The sequence below is a fragment of the Clostridium sp. AM25-23AC genome, from assembly GCF_003435125.1.
In the GTDB taxonomy this organism is placed as follows: Bacteria; Bacillota; Clostridia; order Lachnospirales; family Lachnospiraceae; genus Pilosibacter; species Pilosibacter fragilis.
In genome coordinates this window covers 2,038-21,054 of the sequence record NZ_QWGI01000016.1, presented here as the reverse complement: position 1 = coordinate 21,054, position 19,017 = coordinate 2,038, and the positions used below count along the sequence as shown (strand labels likewise).

The 19,017-nt window shown below is 45.4% G+C and carries 20 protein-coding genes; 14 read left to right on the top strand and 6 right to left on the bottom strand.

Features of this window, described 5'->3' with window-relative positions; genetic code table 11:
- Positions 1-65 precede the first annotated feature (65 nt).
- From DW677_RS10715 to DW677_RS10680, 8 genes are all read left to right on the top strand, one after another.
- Positions 66-1,490 carry an HlyD family efflux transporter periplasmic adaptor subunit gene (locus DW677_RS10715; protein WP_117504316.1) on the top strand — a complete coding sequence of 475 codons (1,425 nt, stop codon included), beginning with the start codon at positions 66-68 and terminating at the stop codon, positions 1,488-1,490.
- Between the two features lie 12 nt (positions 1,491-1,502).
- Positions 1,503-2,186 carry a YggS family pyridoxal phosphate-dependent enzyme gene (locus DW677_RS10710; protein ID WP_015554528.1) on the top strand — a complete coding sequence of 228 codons (684 nt, stop codon included), beginning with the start codon at positions 1,503-1,505 and terminating at the stop codon, positions 2,184-2,186.
- 17 nt (positions 2,187-2,203) lie between these two features.
- Entirely contained in the window at positions 2,204-2,716 is a 513-nt protein-coding gene (locus DW677_RS10705) for a cell division protein SepF (protein ID WP_015554529.1), read from the top strand.
- 12 nt (positions 2,717-2,728) lie between these two features.
- Positions 2,729-3,484: a YlmH/Sll1252 family protein gene (locus DW677_RS10700; RefSeq protein ID WP_117470267.1), complete on the top strand. Its 756-nt coding sequence runs from the start codon at positions 2,729-2,731 to the stop codon at positions 3,482-3,484.
- Between the two features lie 12 nt (positions 3,485-3,496).
- The gene (aroB, locus tag DW677_RS10695) at positions 3,497-4,597 is read left to right on the top strand and encodes a 3-dehydroquinate synthase (RefSeq protein WP_117470266.1); all 1,101 of its coding nucleotides are present in this window, start codon (positions 3,497-3,499) and stop codon (positions 4,595-4,597) included.
- Positions 4,598-4,605: 8 nt separating this feature from the next.
- Positions 4,606-5,115 carry a signal peptidase II gene (gene lspA / locus DW677_RS10690; protein WP_117567198.1) on the top strand — a complete coding sequence of 170 codons (510 nt, stop codon included), beginning with the start codon at positions 4,606-4,608 and terminating at the stop codon, positions 5,113-5,115.
- 3 nt (positions 5,116-5,118) lie between these two features.
- Positions 5,119-6,030 (top strand): RluA family pseudouridine synthase, encoded by a 912-nt coding sequence (locus tag DW677_RS10685; RefSeq protein WP_117504310.1) that lies wholly within the window; start codon positions 5,119-5,121, stop codon positions 6,028-6,030.
- 255 nt (positions 6,031-6,285) lie between these two features.
- A complete protein-coding gene (locus tag DW677_RS10680) occupies positions 6,286-6,918 on the top strand; it encodes a cytidylate kinase-like family protein (protein WP_015554533.1) in 633 nt (210 codons plus the stop codon).
- Positions 6,919-7,056: 138 nt separating this feature from the next.
- Here DW677_RS10680 and glmS read toward each other — a convergent pair whose 3' ends face one another.
- A complete protein-coding gene (gene glmS, locus DW677_RS10675; RefSeq protein WP_117552609.1) occupies positions 7,057-8,874 on the bottom strand; it encodes a glutamine--fructose-6-phosphate transaminase (isomerizing) in 1,818 nt (605 codons plus the stop codon).
- 324 nt (positions 8,875-9,198) lie between these two features.
- Between glmS and DW677_RS10670 the strand changes: the two genes are divergently transcribed.
- The 6 genes from DW677_RS10670 to DW677_RS10650 all read left to right on the top strand — a co-directional run bounded on the left by DW677_RS10670 (position 9,199) and on the right by DW677_RS10650 (position 16,561).
- Positions 9,199-11,433: an NlpC/P60 family protein gene (locus DW677_RS10670; RefSeq protein ID WP_117567197.1), complete on the top strand. Its 2,235-nt coding sequence runs from the start codon at positions 9,199-9,201 to the stop codon at positions 11,431-11,433.
- Positions 11,434-12,587: 1,154 nt separating this feature from the next.
- Complete coding sequence (locus DW677_RS10665) at positions 12,588-12,872, top strand: hypothetical protein (protein WP_117470262.1); 285 nt, start codon at positions 12,588-12,590, stop codon at positions 12,870-12,872.
- 366 nt (positions 12,873-13,238) lie between these two features.
- Entirely contained in the window at positions 13,239-13,388 is a 150-nt protein-coding gene (locus DW677_RS18330; RefSeq protein ID WP_158553069.1) for a hypothetical protein, read from the top strand.
- A 38-nt stretch (positions 13,389-13,426) separates the two neighbouring features.
- On the top strand, positions 13,427-14,053 hold the full coding sequence (locus tag DW677_RS10660; protein ID WP_117470261.1) for a hypothetical protein: 627 nt from the start codon (positions 13,427-13,429) through the stop codon (positions 14,051-14,053).
- Between the two features lie 670 nt (positions 14,054-14,723).
- Entirely contained in the window at positions 14,724-15,509 is a 786-nt protein-coding gene (locus tag DW677_RS10655; protein ID WP_117567195.1) for an ATP-binding protein, read from the top strand.
- Positions 15,509-16,561: a tyrosine-type recombinase/integrase gene (locus DW677_RS10650; RefSeq protein ID WP_015554543.1), complete on the top strand. Its 1,053-nt coding sequence runs from the start codon at positions 15,509-15,511 to the stop codon at positions 16,559-16,561. Before DW677_RS10655 ends, DW677_RS10650 begins: the two co-directional genes overlap by 1 nt.
- A 410-nt stretch (positions 16,562-16,971) precedes the next feature.
- Here the strand turns inward: DW677_RS10650 and DW677_RS10640 are convergent, their stop codons facing one another.
- From DW677_RS10640 to DW677_RS10625, 5 genes are all read right to left on the bottom strand, one after another.
- Positions 16,972-17,343, bottom strand: coding sequence for a DUF2500 domain-containing protein (locus DW677_RS10640; protein ID WP_117567194.1), 372 nt, complete (start codon positions 17,341-17,343; stop codon positions 16,972-16,974).
- Positions 17,344-17,633: 290 nt separating this feature from the next.
- Positions 17,634-17,777: a hypothetical protein gene (locus DW677_RS18325; RefSeq protein ID WP_015554546.1), complete on the bottom strand. Its 144-nt coding sequence runs from the start codon at positions 17,775-17,777 to the stop codon at positions 17,634-17,636.
- A gap of 56 nt (positions 17,778-17,833) precedes the next feature.
- Positions 17,834-17,995 carry a hypothetical protein gene (locus DW677_RS18320; protein ID WP_015554547.1) on the bottom strand — a complete coding sequence of 54 codons (162 nt, stop codon included), beginning with the start codon at positions 17,993-17,995 and terminating at the stop codon, positions 17,834-17,836.
- A 50-nt stretch (positions 17,996-18,045) separates the two neighbouring features.
- On the bottom strand, positions 18,046-18,594 hold the full coding sequence (locus tag DW677_RS10630) for a hypothetical protein (protein WP_015554548.1): 549 nt from the start codon (positions 18,592-18,594) through the stop codon (positions 18,046-18,048).
- 73 nt (positions 18,595-18,667) lie between these two features.
- Positions 18,668-18,796, bottom strand: a complete 129-nt coding sequence (locus DW677_RS10625) for a transposon-encoded TnpW family protein (protein ID WP_242990524.1) — start codon at positions 18,794-18,796, stop codon at positions 18,668-18,670.
- Between the last annotated feature and the right edge of the window lie 221 nt (positions 18,797-19,017).

Genomic DNA, 19,017 nt, shown 5'->3' with positions numbered 1-19,017 from the left:
TGCTTGCACTTTTTTCCGAATGATGGTATCATATTACGGAATATGACCGTTGGGAGGTTTATCAATTGGCGAAGAAAAAGAACAAGAAAGTCGTTCGTTATCGCCGGCCCCTGAATATCAATGTGGGCATGATCATTTTTGCCCTTATTTTCTTATATATGGCATTTTATCTCTATACCTACCTTCGCAGGGACAAGGTGGAGTTTTATGAAGTTGTGGAGGGAAGTATCGTAAACGATACGAGGCACACCGGAATCATTTTCCGGACAGAGGAGCCGAAATACACGGACCGTGCCGGAAATATCAACTTTTATCTGAGAGAGGGGAAAAGGGCAGCTGTCGGTACGAGAGTCTATTCCATTGATGAGACGGGAACGCTTTCCGCCCTGCTCGCGGAAAAAACGGACGGGTCTGTAGCCCTCTCAAAGGAAAACCTCGCTTCCTTAAAAAAGCAGCTGTCCAGCTTCAGCCAGACATTCACGAACGAAGATTTCCGGGAGGTCTATGATACGAAAAACACCCTGGATGCGGAAGTCCTGGAGTATGTGAGCGTTGATACCTTAAAAAATCTCGACAGCGCAGTCTCTGAACTGGGCGGAAATTTCACCCAGGTGCGGGCGGATCAGTCCGGCATTGTGTCCTACTCGGTGGATTCCATGGAGACACTGACACCGAACCAGGTGACAGCGGATATGTTTGACAAGAGTTCCTACAAGAAATCCAGCGTGCGCTCAGGACAGCTCGTGGAGACCGGGGCACCGGCCTACAAGATCATCACCTCCGAGGACTGGTCCATCGTGTTCCCGATGTCGGAGCAGGAGCTTACCACTTATAATGGAAAGACTTCCCTCGCCGTGAAGTTTAACGGCAGGGATCTTGAGACCTCCGGCGCGTTCTCCACAGTGACAGGCGGAGATGGAAAGACATACGGAAAACTCGATTTTTCTAAATATATGGAACAGTTTGTTTCCGACCGGTATGTGGATTTTGAGATCGTGACCGATGAAGTCCGGGGACTCAAGATCCCGAGAAGCTCCGTCACCGATGTGACTTTCTATGTGATCCCGAAGGATTATTATGTGAGCGCAAAGAAGGATTCTTCCGATTCCTCCTCCGTCTCCCAAAGCGGCTTCCGCAAGGAGACCTACGCGGATGGAAAGACGGTGGGTGTCATCACTTCGTGCACGATCTACTACGCGGATGATGAATACTATTACGTGGATGCCGGGGAGAACAGTGAACTGAAAGCCGGGGATTTCCTTACAAAGGACGATTCCGAAGAGCGTTACCAGATCGGAATGACCCAGACGGTACAGGGCGTCTACAATATCAACCGTGGATACGCGGTATTCAGAAGGATTGAGATCCTTTCTTCGAATGATGAGTATTACACCATCAAAAAGGGCACCGATTATGGTCTGTCCGTCTACGACCACATCGTCCTGGATGCCAACGCCGTGACCGGAAACGGAATGATCATCTATCAGTAGGAGGTTTTTATCATGTCAGTTGCAGAGAATATAAAGAACGTAAGGGAACGAATGAACGCAGCCTGCCTTCGCGCGGGAAGAGATCCGAAGGAGGTCACCCTGATCTCCGTCAGCAAGACGAAGCCGGTCTCCATGTTGATGGAGGCCTATGAGGCGGGAGAGCGCGACTACGGCGAGAATAAGGTACAGGAGATCACGGAGAAGCGCCCGCAGATCCCGGAGGACGCAAAGTTCCACATGATCGGCCATCTCCAAACAAACAAGGTCGGACAAGTCATCGACAAAGTGGTCCTGATCCACTCCTGTGACAGCGTCCACCTGGCAGAGAAGATCGAGAAGGAAGCCGCAAAGCGCGATATGATCGCCAATGTGCTCCTTGAGGTCAATGTGGCGAGAGAGGAGAGCAAATTCGGCATGTTCTTAGAGGACGTAATTCCGAATTTAAAGGAGATCCAGGCATTTCCCCATGTCTGCGTAAAGGGAATGATGACCATTGCACCAAATGTCGAAAATGCAGAAGAAAATCGAAAATATTTTAAAGAATTATATCAATTATATGTTGACATCAAAAATAAAAACATTGATAATGGTACTATGAGTGTGCTGTCCATGGGTATGACCGGTGACTTCGAGGTAGCCGTTGAGGAGGGTGCAACCATGATTAGAGTAGGAACCGGAATCTTTGGTTCCAGATAGATTGGAGAGAACTAGATATGAGCTTTTTAGGCAAGATTATGGATACGATGCGTCTGAACGACGATGAAGATGACGATTACTTCTTAGATGACGATTATGAGGATGAAAAGCCGGCGAGAAAGAACCTTTTCAAGAAGCAGACAGCTGATGATTTCGATGATTATGAGGAGGAGAAGCCAAGATTTTTACCCCGCACCACCAACAGCAATAAGGTTGTTCCGATGCGCCGCGGAAGCGGAATGGAAGTTTCCTTAATTAAACCGACCTCCTTAGATGACGCAAAGGAGATCTGCGATTACCTGCTTGCCGGAAAGGCAGTAGTCCTTAATATGGAGGGAATCCACACCGAGACCGCACAGCGGATCATCGATTTCACATCCGGATCCACATATTCCATGAACGGAAATCTCCAGAAAATTTCCAACTACATTTTTATCGCAACCCCGCAGTCCGTTGAGCTGTCCGGTGACTTCCAGGATCTTCTTACCGGAGGAAACTTAGACGTATCCGGACTCAACATCCATCTTTAATTAAGGATCCATATGGAAAAGGAAGAACAGCTTTTTAGGAAGCGGATCCAGGAACTGGCAGAAAACGCTTACTCCCGCGATATCCCGCTTCACACAGATTTTCTGACGCTCGCAGAACAGACTGTCTTCCAGAATATGTCGGCTACACTGCCGCCGGTGAAGTTCGTACTTTCCGGCGGCTTTCCGATGTCTGAAAGAAAGGTTTTGTGCTTTCTGGCGTCCTATGAGGAGGAACTTTACGCGCCGCCCTTCGTGTGTTTAAAGATCGTTCCCGCAAACAGGCGCTTCGCGGAGAAGCTCACCCACAGAGACTATCTCGGGGCGATCATGAATCTCGGAATCGAGAGGGCCATGATCGGGGACATCGTCCTGCAGGATGGAAATGCCTGGGCGTTTGTCATGGAAAAGATGAGCAGATATCTTGCGGAGAATCTCACGATGATCCGGCACACCTCTGTTGTCACGGAGATCACGGCAGATTTTTCTGAGCTTCCGGAGCCAGAGATGGAGGAAATTTCAGGAACAGTGAGTTCCGTCCGCCTGGATTCTGTTATCGCGCTTTGCGGAAGACTTTCCAGGACGAGGGCAGCATCATATATCGAAGACGAGAAGGTCTCTGTCAACGGGGCTGTCTGCACGAATGTATCGCTGAATCTTCGGGGCGGAGAGATCTTATCGATCCGCGGCATCGGCAAATTCCGGTTTGGCGAGCCAGGAAATCTTACGAAAAAGGGGCGGACATCTGTCGTGGTGTACCGCTATAAATAGGAGGTTAGCCTTATGATCACAGAACATGTAAACCGGATCCCTGTCCATCTCGACGGGAAGACCATTTATGATATCGTACTGGAAGATTCTTTTGACGCCCTTGCAAAGGAGATCTCCGCGCTGGGCACTGAGAAGAAAAAGATCTGCATCATCGCGGATTCCAACGTGGCTGACTTGTATCTTGATGAAGTGACAAAGATCCTTTCCGGTTGCTGCCGTGAGGTCACATCCTACGTGTTCCCGGCAGGAGAAGAGAATAAGAACCTGAAGACAGTCCAGGGCGCTTACGAGCACCTGATCTTAAACCATTATGACAGAAAGGATCTTCTTGTGGCTTTAGGTGGCGGTGTCACGGGAGACCTCTGCGGATTTGTGGCTGCAACCTATCTCCGCGGCGTGGATTTTGTCCAGATCCCGACAACACTGTTGTCCCAGGTGGACTCCGGAATAGGCGGAAAGACCGGTGTAGACTTTGATTCCTACAAAAATATGGTAGGCGCTTTCCACATGCCGAAGCTTGTATACACGAATGTGTCCGTACTTCGCACACTTCCGGACGATCAGTTCTCCGGCGGTATGGGAGAGGTCATCAAGCACGGCCTGATCCGCGATAAGGAGTATTTTGACTGGATCAAGACAAACAAGGAGAAGATCCTCGCAAAAGATGCGGACACCTTAAAGCTTCTGATCCAGGGAAGTGATTTCATCAAGCGGGAGGTCGTTGAGATCGATCCAACAGAGCAGAATGAGCGCGCGACATTAAATTTTGGCCACACCTTAGGCCATGCCATCGAGAAATTAAAGAACTTTACGATGCTTCACGGCCACTGTGTCGCTGTCGGTGCCCTGGCTGCCATGAATATCTGCAAAGAGCGCGGACTTGTAAAACAGGATGAGATCAGCGTGTACAAGGCACTGATGGAGTACTTCGCTATCCCGATATCCGTTTCCGGCCTTGATCCGGAGGAAGTCATCGCTGCGACAAAAAATGATAAGAAGATGGAAGCCGGCGTTATCAAGTTTATTCTTCTGGACCGTGTGGGTCACGCCTATATCGACCGCACCGTCACGAAGGATGAGATGGAGCGCGCCCTGGCAACTATTTTCAGATAGGAGTTTTTATGAATACCATCGGAAAACGCTACGGCATTCTTGCCGTATGTTCCGCCCTGCTCATCGCTCTGGACCAGTGGGCGAAGAGTATGGCTTACAACACGCTGCGGGTCAATGGGCCGCTTGTGCTGATCAAGGGAGTCTTTGAGCTTCTGTACTCGGAAAACAGGGGAGCTGCCTTTGGAATTCTTCAGGGAAAACAGTGGTTTTTCTTCCTGGTTGCTGCGGCTGTTGTGATCGCGGTCCTTGTTTTTGTGGCAAAGCTTCCTTCCGGGAACCGGTATCTGCCGCTCTATATTTCCATGGTCCTTCTTCTTTCCGGCGCGGTCGGAAACCTGATCGACCGTGCGGTGAGAGGATTTGTGGTGGATTTCTTCTACTTCAGCCTCATTGATTTCCCGATCTTTAATGTGGCAGACTGTTATGTAGTCTGCGCGGCCGGACTTCTGATCCTTCTCATCGGCTTTTTCTATAAGGAAGATGAGCTTTCCTTCCTTTCATCGAAAAAAGGAGAATAACCAGTGAGAGAAGAATATTTTGTGACGGAGGAGACGGCGGGAGACCGTATCGATAAGTTCCTTGCGGAACAGTATGAGAATCTTTCACGCTCTTTCCTTCAGAAGCTTTTAAAATCAGGGGAAGTTATGGTAGATGGACGCCCGGTGAAGGCAAGCTACAAGGTGGCTGAGGGGGATCTGATCTCCTTCGAGGTGCCGGAGGCTGTGGAGCCGGAGATCGTGCCGGAGGATATTCCACTGGATATTTTATATGAGGACCATGATGTGATCCTTGTAAATAAGCCGAAGGGGATGGTGGTTCATCCGGCTGCTGGACATTATACGGGGACATTGGTGAATGCGCTGATGTTTCACTGTAAGGAAGACCTCTCCGGGATCAACGGAGTTCTGCGCCCGGGAATCGTCCACAGGATCGATATGGACACCACTGGCGTCATCATCGCATGCAAGAATGATCTCGCCCACAATTCCATAGCGGCACAGCTCAAGGAGCATTCCATCACCCGCCGTTATCAGGCGATCGTTCACGGAGCCCTGAAGGACGATGAGGGAGTGATCGACGAACCTATCGGGAGAAGCCCAAAGGACCGGAAGAAGATGGCAGTCAATTATAACAACGGAAAATCCGCAGTGACCCATTACAAGGTGCTCACACGGTTTAAGGATTTCACCCATATCGAGTGCCGCCTGGAGACGGGTAGAACGCACCAGATCCGCGTCCATATGGCAAGCATTGGACATCCGCTCTTGGGTGATGCCGTTTATGGTCCGGCGAAATGCCCGTATAAGCTTCAGGGGCAGACGCTGCACGCAGGGATTTTAGGGTTCGTGCATCCGCGGACGGGGGAGTATATGGAGTTTTCGGCACCGTTGCCGGAATATTTTGAGGAGCTTTTGAGAAAATTGCCGGGATAATTTTTCCCGGCTTTTTTGTGTAATAAAAAAATCCTCGAAACGTGCCAATGATGCGCACTCGCACGAGGATGTGGATTGTCGCAAGCGACCGCGCTCGGCGCGAGAATGTGACTTGGCACATTCTTACTTATTCTGCTTTATGCATATACTGATACAAAAATTCAGAAAATTTACGGGATAACTCTTGCATATTGACTGCAATTTTTGTATAATATAGCTATCAGAAGGCTTGGTGACAGAAAGGAGCTGTGGCATATGAGTGATAACCTTATTATTACGATCGGAAGAGAATGCGGAAGCGGAGGAAGACATATCGGGCAGGCATTAGCAGAAAAACTCGGTGTAAAATGTTATGACAAAGAGCTCCTGAATCTGGCCGCAAAAGAGAGCGGTCTCTGTAAAGAGCTGTTTGAGACCCACGACGAGAAGCCGACGAGCAGTTTCTTATATTCCCTGGTAATGGATACATATTCCCTTGGATATACGAACTCTGCATATATGGATATGCCGATCAACCACAAGATCTTCCTTGCGCAGTTTGATACGATCAAAAACCTTGCGGACAAGGAATCCTGCGTAATTATCGGACGCTGTGCTGACTACGCGCTGGCTGATTATCCGAACGTGGTATCCGTATTTATTACAGCCAACGAGGACGTGAAGATCAGGACTTTGATGGAACGCCATAAGATTTCTGAGTCCCAGGCGAAGGATGTCATGATCAAGACCGATAAAAAACGTGCCAGTTACTATAACTATTATTCCAGTAAGCGCTGGGGCGATTCCAAGAGCTACGATCTCTGCATGAACAGCAGCAAGATCGGTTATGACGGAGTTGTGAAGATGATCCAGGATTTTGTGGAGATCAAGAAAGGTTATAAGAAATAAGTGATATGAAGACGGGGCAGGAAGCAGAATCAAAGCTGTTTTCTACCCTGTTTTATTGTCTGAAATTATACCAACGTATGTAAAAAGGGCCAGCGCTTTGAGGCACTGGCCTAATAATGTTGAATATGATAGCTTTTTTTATTCCACCGTCACAGATTTCGCAAGATTTCTCGGCTGATCCACATCGAGGCCTTTCTGGACGGAAGCGTAGTAGGCGATGAGCTGGAGGACAACGGCGATCGGGAATACGGTGAATTTATCATCTTCCTTCGGGATCCGGATGATCACATCGGCGATTCCCTCGTCGACAGCGGTATCTTCCGTTACAAGAAGCACCACATAAGCACCTCTCGCCTTCACCTCACGGATATTGGAGATGGTCTTTGCGAAGATGTGTTTCTGAGTCGCAATAGCGATCACCGGAACGTGGTCTGTGATCAGGGCGATAGTTCCGTGCTTTAATTCACCTGCTGCGTAAGCCTCCGCGTGGATGTAGGAGATCTCCTTTAACTTTAACGCGCCTTCCAAGGAGAACGCGTAGTCCATGCCGCGGCCGATAAAGAACACATCCGGGTAATTCACGATGTGGGTGACGATCTCATTGATCGTATTCTCATCGCGGATCATGGTCTCCATGGCGGAAGCGCAGTTTAAGAGATCACTCATGAACTGCTCTGCATGTTCCTCCGTGTATACGCCGCGTACAAGTGCCATGCGGCAGAAGAGAAGATAGAGGGCAGCGATCTGTACCGTGTAGGCTTTTGTGCTCGCCACGGCGATCTCAGGGCCTCCATGGGTATAGATCACGTAGTCGCTCTCGCGGGCGATCGTGGATCCCTTTACGTTTACAACTGAAATTACAGTGGAACCGCATTCCCTTGCGAGTCGGAGTGCCGCCAGGGTATCGATGGTCTCGCCGGACTGGGAGATCACGATGGTGAGGGTCGAGTCATCGATCAGCGGCTCCTCGTAGCGGAACTCAGAGGCGATGGACACGGTCACCGGAATTCTGAGGCGCGGCTCAATGAGGGCTCTCGCCACCATTCCCGCATGCATGGCAGTTCCGCAGGCGATGACACGAATATTTGTGATCCGCTTTAAGAGCTCATCCGGGATCTTCTCATCGGAGAGGTCCGGAAGACCTTTTGTGAGGCGCGGAAGAATCGTCTTTTTTAATACTTCCGGCTGCTCGTGGATCTCCTTCATCATGAAATGCGGGAAGCCGTTCTTCATGGCTGCGTCCGTGTTCCAGGATGCCTCCAGTATCTCCGGCTCCACCTTTGTACCGTCAAGCTCGTAGAGGCTCGCGTGGTAGGCAGTGAGCTGTACGATCTTTCCTTCCGGGACAACAAAGTATTTTTTTGAGTACGGAAGAAGAGCCGTCAGGTCAGAGGCGATCATGGCTCCGGAAGCTGTGTAAGCGGCTACAAGCGGGCTTACGTTTCTCACTGCATAAACTTCACCCGGGCGGTCCTCAAACATGATACAGAAGGCGTAGGAACCTTCCAGCTGTCTTAAGAACTCATGGATGGAGGAGAACGGGTCACCGTTGTAGATCTCGTTTAAGGTCGCAGCGGCAACTTCCGTGTCTGTCTGGGAATGGAGCTTTCCCTCCAGGTGGTATTTTGCTGTCAGGGCATGGTAGTTCTCGATGATGCCGTTATGGATCATCGTCACTTTTCCTGCCACATGCGGATGGGCATTCTCACTTGTCACGCCGCCGTGGGTCGCCCAGCGGGTGTGGCCGATTCCGCAATGGGAAACGATGGGATCTTCCTCGCATACTTTGCGCAAGGCAGCAACTTTTCCGACTTTTTTGATAAAGTGGATTTTTGAGTTCTCGTCAAATAAAGCGATTCCCGCGCTGTCGTAACCGCGGTACTCAAGCTGGGTGAGACCATTGAGCAGTACTGTCTGCGCGTCTAAAGGACCGCAGTATCCGATAATTCCACACATATATTTTCATCTCCAGTTTTTCGTTATGTAATATTAGACTATGTTTAATGCGGCGTCATGCTGTCTTTTGAACCTTGCAGGATCTTCTTAATATTCAGAAGGGACGCAGAAAAATTCCTGTAAGCAAGCTTACGGGACATTCCTGTATCCCCCCCTGACGACTGCACGAGCCAATTTGTTACGATTATAGTATTAAATGGCTGGAAAGTCAATCCGCGCCTGTTTCCATGGGGAAAATTAAAGAAATCTTAACAAATTTTCCTTCCCCTATATGTTATACTAACTCCGTTATATTTACATAATGCAGGAGATGTACGCTCGAAAATGAAGTTGAACGACCATTTAGATTTTCATAAATTACCTTTTGATAAAGAAAAGATCCGCGAGCAGGTGGAGAAGATCGCCGCGGACTGCATGCACTGGGTGACAGGCAGTCAGAATGCGAGACCGCTTTTAGCGATGGTTTTATGTACCTGTATCGCGTTTTCCGCCATGCTTCCCTATATTCCGGTGATCGCCCCGGCGGAGACCAGCACGGAGCGGATCTATGAGCCGGAGACCGTCGATATTCTCGAGGATCCTACAGAAAATACGACGGATGAGACCACAGCGGAGATCGATCCGGATGCACCGGCTCCATATAAATTAAACTTTTCGAACATGTACGAGGAGGGATCGGAAACCAGCTATGCGGAGATCCTGATGAAAGAATTAATCCAGAAGGACTCCAAGTGGTTTGCCGCGATCTATGACATGGCAAACAAAGCTCCGGCAAAGCTTGCCCCGTCCTTTGGCCGCAAGGCGTCCTCTGTTCTCGGACAGTATAACCCGACCTCGAAGACTCATGATAAGAACAATCCGGCTTCCTGGTATGTGGAGCATTTTAAGAATGTCAAGGTTACGTTTTACAACGGCGACGGCGAGGTCACGTCCGCAGTGTCAAATGCCCAGGATATTCTTTCCATGGCAAGTGTTTATGCGTTTTATAACGGGATCACGGATCTTGACACGATCCGCACCTATGTGAATGACCTCTGGACGAAGTCCCATTCCTACCAGGCATCCCTTGGAAATGTCTATTACTGCGACGGCTGCGTGGATCCGAACGCGTCTGCGGAAGAGGGAGATTCCGAGCTGGAAGGCGAGGATACCTTTGTATCCGGACGAAATATCGACACGGAGATCCGGACAGACGCAGGCGATGAGGTCATCGACCAGGCCGGAGATACGGTTTCTGTAAACGGCGAGAGCCACGGTGATGGTTCCTCCGCATCAGGTTCCGCCCAGGATTCCTCCGCACATACGTCCATGGTGGCTGAAACAACGACAGTTCCTCCGTCGGCTGCAAACCATACAGAAGGTGCCACGACGAAAGAGTCCACTACAAGCGCCCTGGATTCCCTGGCTGAGACGGCTGAGAGCGTGATACAGGAGACCACAAAGAAAGCGACGATCATCCGCATGGAGGATAAGACCGAGGCAGCCACGAAAGTTCCGGAGGCGGAAGCTTCAACGACTGCAGCACCGACAACGAAAGAGGAGACGGTTCGCGAAACCACTGCTCCTTCCACGGAAGGAACGGAAGAGACTTCAGTGAAGGTCATCCGAGTCGGCAGCAATGAAGAAGCGGACCATGAATATTCCGGTTATGCTGTCCGGGCGGCAGCGGAAGAGCAGAATGCGGAGACATTCCTTTTAGAGCCGGAAACGGCGGCAGGAAGTGAAGCAGGCAGTGAAACCGGTGGTCTGGAACAGGCAGCCGAAGTGGAGGAGAGCGCTGCCAACGGATATAGCGTCCATACGGCGGCTGCATCCCATGCACTGATCTGTCCCGGACATATCGATCTGAAGATCTCAGCGACTATCCGCACACTCAACGAAAATTCAAATCTTTACAGTGTCGATGACGCAGGAAACACTGTGGGAGAGACGGAGTCCGTATCCGCGGATGGAACCGGCTGGGAAGGCTGGAACAGGAGAATGACTGCTTTTGTGAGCCATATCAACCGTCAGGACTGGACAGAGACATATGGGCTCAACGTAGTCGTGGAGGGCACGAGAGCGCCGCTCTCAACGACGGAGATTGACTCCTACATGAGCAGGCTTCCAAAAGATACTTCAGAGACGAGAAAGAATATTATCCGGTATGCCCTTCAATCTGTCGGAAAAGTTCCGTATTACTGGGGTGGAAAGGCCAGCGCCCAGAATTATACTGGCAACAATTTCGGTTCCGTCACGATCCCGGACCACAAGGGACGTATCTTAAAGGGACTCGACTGCTCCGGATGGGTCAACTGGGTATACTGGTCCGTCACAGGAACGCATCTGCCGTATGAGGGCACAGAGGGCTTAAGGACTCTTGGACGGCAGGTAAGACGTCAGGATTTGAAGCCGGGCGATATCGTGGTAATCACGGGATCCACGCCGCATGTTATCATGTTCCTCGGATTTACCTCAAACGGACAGATCCAGTGTGTCCATGAGACGGGTTCCGCGAACAATGTCACAATTGGCGTGATGAACGCGAACTGGCCGTATTATAGAAATCTGCTGGATTAATGGAATGTAGTTCTGGGAATTAACCGATTTGTCTGGTTCTGGGGACGAAAAAGTAATTTTAAATAATTTGATCTGTATGAATCTGTATGAAATTGATTTTATGATTGTGATGAACATTTTTGTGCGGATCATGTGCAGCACCTTCTTTACAGCACATCAGGGGTCTAGAAAGACTGGAATGCGGCTGGAGAGAAGGTGCTTGCTTTATTTAGATTTAGTGTGCTGAATAAATGAATGATAGATATATTATGGCATTTTTGTTTTGAAAGCTGTCAATGTAGGTAAACTTATCACAATGTCGTAATGAAGAAACCTAGTGCTTACGGCAATTTTTGATTTCTTTGTGTAAAGTACTATCTACATTTTTTGTGTACAATATATCACAAAGCCGTAATATGTAGGTCGGGTTATCACAAAGTCGTCATATATAGGTAAATATGTCACAAAGTCGTCACCAAGTAGGTAAACCGTTAATGTTCCATTTTTCCTCTCTAAAAGAACATCGAATCTTGCAAAATTAAGAAGTAATGGCGTAGGATGGAATATTGCACCAACGTTCATCAGTGTAATTTTTAAATAGTTTTCTTCAGCGAAAAATGAACCATCTCCAAAGTACTGGTTTATAAGGGCTCACACAGCTTTTGTTTTACTAACTAGGAAAGCGCTCGCCGCTACATTGGTTTTTTCCCAGAAATAGATACTTTGATATAATCCGCTTTTCCTTCTTTTCTATGTACAAAAATTAAATGTTATACTAAATATGATATATTGAATCGGAGGTGAAGGATATAAATCTGATTACAGCGGGATCGTCTGTTTGTGACGCCGGTAAAATCGGCAGTTTCCTATATGCCGGATGCCCGATATGAGTTGCCGATAACGAAAGTGAAGAAAAAGAATTAATAAAAATTGAATCGAGGAGGCAGTTCTGCGCTGATAATTGGATACGCTGAAGAAAATATGGCGGGAGTGGATTGAAAGGAAAATTTTTTGGATGCTTATAAGAGAAAAAATTACAGATAATTAACTAAAATAGAAACAATATATTACGAATTATGAAGATATGAAGAAGTGTATTGAAAACAGTACAATTTGATAATATAATTCAAAAAAAAGGAAAGAGTAACGCGGACTGCACCAAGACAGGAGGCAGTATGGGCAAGGAGAAAATTAAAATAAGATATATCATTTTCGTGCTGATAACCATGGGCGTAATATTTTTTGGAAAAATAACTAGGCTTGATAATTTAAACGCAGAAAAAATCGCCGGGATCATACTCGTGTCCCCACCTTATAAAAAGAGAATAACAGGTCAGCAAAAGATTGAAGAATTTACAATCCTGTTTAATGACAGAAAAAAGAAACCTGTATTCTCAATCACTCCACCCAAATGGTCGGGACAAAGGAGCCATTATATCAATGGAAACATACCAATATAATATTATTTTTTGCGGGGAGAACATTACGGTGAACAGACCAAAATATGTCATGGACAAATCGATAGATTTTGAGTTGGATCAGTTCCTGAAAAATATAATTAATAAAGCCCCATTAAGATGGATGCCTCCCGGATAAGGAGGTCGCTATGATGAATAAATCCGTAAAAACATGGTTTCTGTGGCAAAGAGCTATATGGCAGTAACATATGAATGTGAATAGGAAAGTTTGTTTCATATAACATATGAAAACAAAAGGATTAACGAATATTGAAAAGGAGATGATTCCAATGGATATGTCCCATGTAGATAACTAGCACTGCACACTAAGTAACGAGACATACTAAACAATGAAAAGGAGAGCACTCTATGAAAAAAAGATTTCTGGTACTCTGCAGCATGACACTATTCCTCTTGTCTGCCTATTCATCCACCTCTTTTGCAGATCAAAAGGCGGGGGAATCTAAAACCTATACGGTAGATGATATCAATAATGGCTTCACCAATTATTTAGTATAAATTAAACATAACTTTGAACTTCACAGCAAGAGGGAAAAATGAAAAAAACAAAGTTTGAGATTTTGATTTTTATATGTATGATACTTTTGGGATTAGGGTGTTTTCTTATTGCCACGAAAAATAACCAATATAATTTTTTCGAGGATATTTTATCACGTTATCCCGAAGAGAATATTGCAGGAACTCTTATGGTAGATTTAACACATGATGGTAATGATGAGTTACTTGTTATAAGCCAGGATGCCTTGGAAATCACATTGGAAATATATGCTATAATAGATGGCAATCCTATTGTAATATATAAAGACCATGCCTCTGATAACCATGCTGGATGGCGTTGGTACTATTTAACTGTTGTTGACCATAAAAACTATATCCTACAGTATACACCTGAGATATGGAATGGCATAGGAAATTACCATTTTGAAATATTTTCCTTTAATCAGAAGGGCCAGAAAGAAATATTAGAGACACAGGAACTGCCATATGATTCGATACATACTTCAGAGGATAATAAGCAGGATTTATTAATCAAAACACAGAATTTTAAAGCTATCTATGAAAAATGGCAAACCAACAGCATACCATTGATTACCATAGGCAGCGATCCGCTAACCGGTGATAATGATAATTATGTCCTGGAGAAAAAAAGTAATATTGAATAATTCCTATTATAGCGTAAATGTGTTTAATAATAAAAGCTTTGGGAAATCTAATAGAAGTAGTTTGCCTTTGTTTGGCATAAAGACCGATTGCCTTGATTACTGATACGGTTTTATCACCAGCATACCCTTATGCGGATGTCGTATTTCAAAGTGATACAAACTCAGGAAGTTATTTTCCCTGTTATACCGGTTGTATTACATTGATTGATGCAATATGTCGTGCAGTAAGCAGTAATTCTAATATTAATACGGACGATCATATTCGGCAAATGGAACGACGTCTATTAAATCATAAAATTTTCATATGGGGTATTGAAAGATAATGTCGTATTATTAGCACTGGCATAATGCGGCATTATTTTTATATTAGGATACGAGGAGGACTGACATGTTTGCAAATAAAAAGGCAGGAATTATAATTCCGAAAAAATAGTAGAAAAGCGGGATTTCCATGTGATTGTGATAAGTGTCCTACATCTTTGTGACATGTTTACCTACATCGACAATATATTATGGCATTTTTTGTTTTGAAAGCCGGAATATTGACATTGGGGATGGAATAGAGTATGATATGGATAGATTTCCAACTATTCGTGAAAGAACAGTTTATCGAATAGTTATGGCAAAATTCCGGTCATCTACCATGTTTTCCATGAAATGAGGTTTTCTAATGAAATTACAAAGACTTTTAAGCCTGGTTCGTCAGGCTGTTGATGATTATGCTCTCATCGATGATCAGGACCATATTGCTGTCGGTGTCTCCGGCGGCAAGGACAGCCTGGCTCTTCTCTATGCGCTCCATGAACTGCAGCGCTTTTACCCGAAACATTTTACGCTTCATGCATTCACAGTCGATCTCGGATTCGGAATTCAGGATTTTAGCGGTATAAAGACCTTTTGCGACGGCTTTCAGGTTCCTCTCACGATAATCCCCACCGAGATCGGAAAAATCGTTTTTGAGACCCGTAAAGAGTCCAATCCATGCTCTCTGTGTGCGAAAATGCGCAAAGGAGCCCTAAATCTTGAGGCAAAGGCCGCCGGATGCAATAAGATCGCTTACGCGCATCATAAGGATGATATTATTGAGACGATGCTGTTGTCTTTGATGTTCGAAGGACGTTTTTATACGTTTCCACCAAAGACATTTTTGGACCGCACAGAACTTACGGTGATCCGCCCTCTCATGTATGTCTCTGAGGCGGATGTGATCGGATTTAAGAATAAATATAATCTTCCGGTGTGCAAAAATCCATGCCCTGCGGATGGACATACGAAACGCGAGTATGTTAAGAATTTAACCAGTCAGTTAAATAAAGAAAATCCGGGAATTAAGGAACGGCTGTTTCATGCGGTAATTTCCGGAAATATTGAAGGGTGGAATTCTGGGAATATCGGAATGGATGAAATTTGCCATGAAAATGACCGTGAAAGCAAGAATAAAAAGGAGGAATTCTGATGGCCACACTCTCCTACCATGAACAGAAGAATATAGAAAATACAAAAAAGCTCCGGGAACTTCAGAAAGAACTCCCCTATTTCTGCACGGATTTCTTCCGTGGAATTGAAGCAAGTACCTCTGTAAGGACCAGGATCGCGTATGCACATGACCTGAAAATCTTTTTTCAGTTCTTAAAAACTGCAAATCCCAGAACTTTTGATAATCCTGCACATACTCTTACGCCGGGTGATCTTGAAAAATTGACGGTATCAGATCTCGAAGAATATATTGATTATCTGAAGTGTCATCCCAGCGATACCTGTGAAGACGTTGTCAATACAGAACGTGGACTCATGCGAAAGGTCTCTTCTCTCCGCAGCTTTTACAGTTATTTCTTCCGAAATGAGCTGATCGAGAAGAACCCCGCCGCTCTCGTGCGCATGCCGAAGCTCCACGAAAAGGAAATTATCCGTCTGGAGATCGATGAGGTGGCAAAGCTGCTCGATGAGGTCGAGGAAGGTGATAAACTGACTGAGAAGCAGAAACTTTACCATGAGCGAACAAAAGTTCGGGATCTTGCCATGATGTCACTCCTTCTGGGAACCGGCATCCGCGTCTCCGAATGCGTTGGATTAAATATCAATGACATCGACCTAGATACCTGCGGTGCCAGAGTCTACCGGAAAGGCGGCAAGGAATCCGTGATCTATTTCAGCGACGAAGTCCGCGACGTGCTGGAAGACTATCTGGACGAGCGCGAAATGATCGATGCCGTCCCTGGAAATGAGGACGCCCTTTTTCTCTCCATGCAGCGAAAACGGATCAATGTGCGCAGCGTGGAAAATCTCGTAAAAAAATACGCGAAACTTGTCACACCGCTGAAAAAGATTACCCCGCATAAGCTCCGCAGCACCTACGGTACCAGCCTTTATCGTGAAACAGGCGATATCTACCTCGTTGCCTCCGTCTTAGGCCATAATGATGTCAATACGACAAGAAAACATTATGCGGCTCAGGAAGAAGAACGCAGACGGTCGGCGCGGAACGTTGTAAGGCTGCGCGAAGATTGACATATAAATGAAAAAGTAAAAAAATTTTTTTGATGAAAAAGGCTAATTTCGTACTTTATTTCCGTGTAAAGTGAAAACTACCGTTAATCCGCTTTGACATGACATTTGCAACTTACTATGCCAAGAAACGCGGAGAAAGCAAACCACATCGAGTTAGCCATTACTCATATGGTCAAAAGGCTTATTTAGAGTCATCTATGCATTGGAGAGGCAAGATATCGACTTTAATGCACAGAAACTTCGTTAATCTCTATTGGATTCATACTAATTTCTCCCATCTGAAATACGATGTATTCAGATGGCTTATTAAAGTTACCATTTTTACAATTCAAAAAAGGTTCAAAATTCTCTTGACTGTTTATAGTTTGTCACCTCCTGGTCTATTTTCTTTCACACTATCACCTCCAGAATCACACGCGCTCAAATGACAGATATCTCGTTCCCTGAAACGTATGTTTCCCAATGTCGCCTTCCGCCAGCATTCCGTATTCTCTGCCAGAAACCGGCAGTTCCATCCGGTCACCGCTCTCTACCTGAAACGTGACATAGTAGCTGGTACTTGAAGTCGAATGGTAGCCATGCGTTCCAGACAGGTCACCCGCATTTGCATGGCTATGATGTGTGATATTTTCACGCTTTGCGACGATGGTTGCACTCATTGACAAACGCGGTGACTGATTGTTTTTATGCCATGTTCCGATTCCTGTCACAAACTGGAAGATGATCATGCCAAAAACCATTACGAAGATAATCGGAAACATAAACCCAAACAGCATAAACATATAGCTCACCTCTTCTTCATCTTTCGTCCAATGATTACTCTGAGCACAAAACATACGACAATCACGAAAAGCGAGGCAGCGATATACAGTAATGCTTCTGTATACCACGGTGCAGAATACGATTCGTATAGTTTCGGAAAGCGCTTATACCCATAGAAATCCATACCCGTTTTAATCACAATCATGTAGAAACTTGCATAGATAATATATTTTAATAAATCGTATAGTTTATTCATGCCATTGCCTCCGCGATATTCTGTTTTAACCTTTTGGCCTCGGCAAACTGGAAGTTATCGAAGAGCATCCCTTAATTGCAACAAGCTACTACGGATACTTTCTCCAGCTCCACCAATAGCCTGCGCTATAATGATTGCGGCAACTATAATTGCCACTGCGACAATAATTTTTCCAATCAAATATTGATATTCTTTCATTTTGATTACCTCCATCTACAAGTATCGATTTTCTCAATTCTCAAAACAGGGAGTTGTCAGTCCTTCTTGTTCTTTTCAATAGCATTAATAGTGCAAGCAAAACCTGTAATCATTGAAAGTAGTATTGCTCCACCCATTGCTTCGTTCATTCCAGCACCAAAGAAAAAACCGACCAACGCTGCAATTACCATTAGAATGATTGAAATGATTACTCTCATAATATATGCCTCCATAAATTTGAAATTTATCGCAACATTTCATTCTTGGATTATACTCGCTTATAGATAATTGGTTCATCATATCCAAAAGTTTTCTTTCCATTAACTTCCATGCTTTCAGATACCTCCAGACAACTATCAGAAAACTTTTCCCAAAGCTTAAATGTCATTACCGGTGAAAACTGGCTTGTACTGCCTCCTTCCCAGATTCCATCTTTTTCATGATAGAGCGCCGGAGTGAATTTTTCAGATTTTTTCAATTCAGTGTAGTCAGCATTTTTCATAGAATCATATGAAAACGTACTTTTATCTTCTCCTTCTGGTATTTCATAAGAATACAACACAATTCCATCTTCTTTCTCTGTAATAAGGAAAAGATGTGGGGAAGCATGGCGTTTACCATTTGTCTCATAGTAGCTTTCTTCAACAACAAATTTACCATTAAAATCTTTAGGAAGATTCAAAATTTTCTCATTACAGATTGTATTAATGTGTTCTGCATAAGGATATGTTTTCCCTTCTCTCTGCATATTATCAAACTGCTCTTTGTTATTAAAGTGTCCCGTCATCATATTAATAAAATTATCGAGCTTCATCATGCTTTTTACCTCCAAATTCCGACTTGTTACTCACATGATATCATATTTTTTCTTCAATTACATCCACCAAATTTTAGTACACTGCCATTCGGCTTGCTTCTGTAACCGGCATCCGTTTAATCTTCTCCTGCATTGTTTCCTTTGCATCTTCATTGAAATGATAACGGACAACATAGACTGTCTGGCAATTTTCTTTGTAAATGTGTTCCCCTCTGTTTTTGTATACACAATATGGATTTGTGAAAACATTCGCTATGATTGTCCGTAGGAGGACGGATCATGGTTGACTATACACCGCTTTGGAAAACGATACATGAACGGGAAAATAACTCAATATGCGATGCTTCAGGATAAAGTCCTCGATAACCATACGCTTGACAGGTTGAAAAACACGCACCGCATTCTCGTTACTTCAGTGATGAG

Coding starts and splice junctions, on each gene's coding strand:
- DW677_RS10710 (WP_015554528.1), top strand. CDS start 1,503: ATGTCAGTTGCAGAGAATATAAAGAACGTAAGGGAACGAATGAACGCA.
- DW677_RS10705 (WP_015554529.1), top strand. CDS start 2,204: ATGAGCTTTTTAGGCAAGATTATGGATACGATGCGTCTGAACGACGAT.
- DW677_RS10700 (WP_117470267.1), top strand. CDS start 2,729: ATGGAAAAGGAAGAACAGCTTTTTAGGAAGCGGATCCAGGAACTGGCA.
- aroB (WP_117470266.1), top strand. CDS start 3,497: ATGATCACAGAACATGTAAACCGGATCCCTGTCCATCTCGACGGGAAG.
- lspA (WP_117567198.1), top strand. CDS start 4,606: ATGAATACCATCGGAAAACGCTACGGCATTCTTGCCGTATGTTCCGCC.
- DW677_RS10680 (WP_015554533.1), top strand. CDS start 6,286: ATGAGTGATAACCTTATTATTACGATCGGAAGAGAATGCGGAAGCGGA.
- glmS (WP_117552609.1), bottom strand. CDS start 8,874: ATGTGTGGAATTATCGGATACTGCGGTCCTTTAGACGCGCAGACAGTA.
- DW677_RS10670 (WP_117567197.1), top strand. CDS start 9,199: ATGAAGTTGAACGACCATTTAGATTTTCATAAATTACCTTTTGATAAA.
- DW677_RS10665 (WP_117470262.1), top strand. CDS start 12,588: ATGGGCAAGGAGAAAATTAAAATAAGATATATCATTTTCGTGCTGATA.
- DW677_RS18330 (WP_158553069.1), top strand. CDS start 13,239: ATGAAAAAAAGATTTCTGGTACTCTGCAGCATGACACTATTCCTCTTG.
- DW677_RS10660 (WP_117470261.1), top strand. CDS start 13,427: ATGAAAAAAACAAAGTTTGAGATTTTGATTTTTATATGTATGATACTT.
- DW677_RS10655 (WP_117567195.1), top strand. CDS start 14,724: ATGAAATTACAAAGACTTTTAAGCCTGGTTCGTCAGGCTGTTGATGAT.
- DW677_RS10650 (WP_015554543.1), top strand. CDS start 15,509: ATGGCCACACTCTCCTACCATGAACAGAAGAATATAGAAAATACAAAA.
- DW677_RS10640 (WP_117567194.1), bottom strand. CDS start 17,343: ATGTTTATGCTGTTTGGGTTTATGTTTCCGATTATCTTCGTAATGGTT.
- DW677_RS18325 (WP_015554546.1), bottom strand. CDS start 17,777: ATGAAAGAATATCAATATTTGATTGGAAAAATTATTGTCGCAGTGGCA.
- DW677_RS18320 (WP_015554547.1), bottom strand. CDS start 17,995: ATGAGAGTAATCATTTCAATCATTCTAATGGTAATTGCAGCGTTGGTC.
- DW677_RS10630 (WP_015554548.1), bottom strand. CDS start 18,594: ATGATGAAGCTCGATAATTTTATTAATATGATGACGGGACACTTTAAT.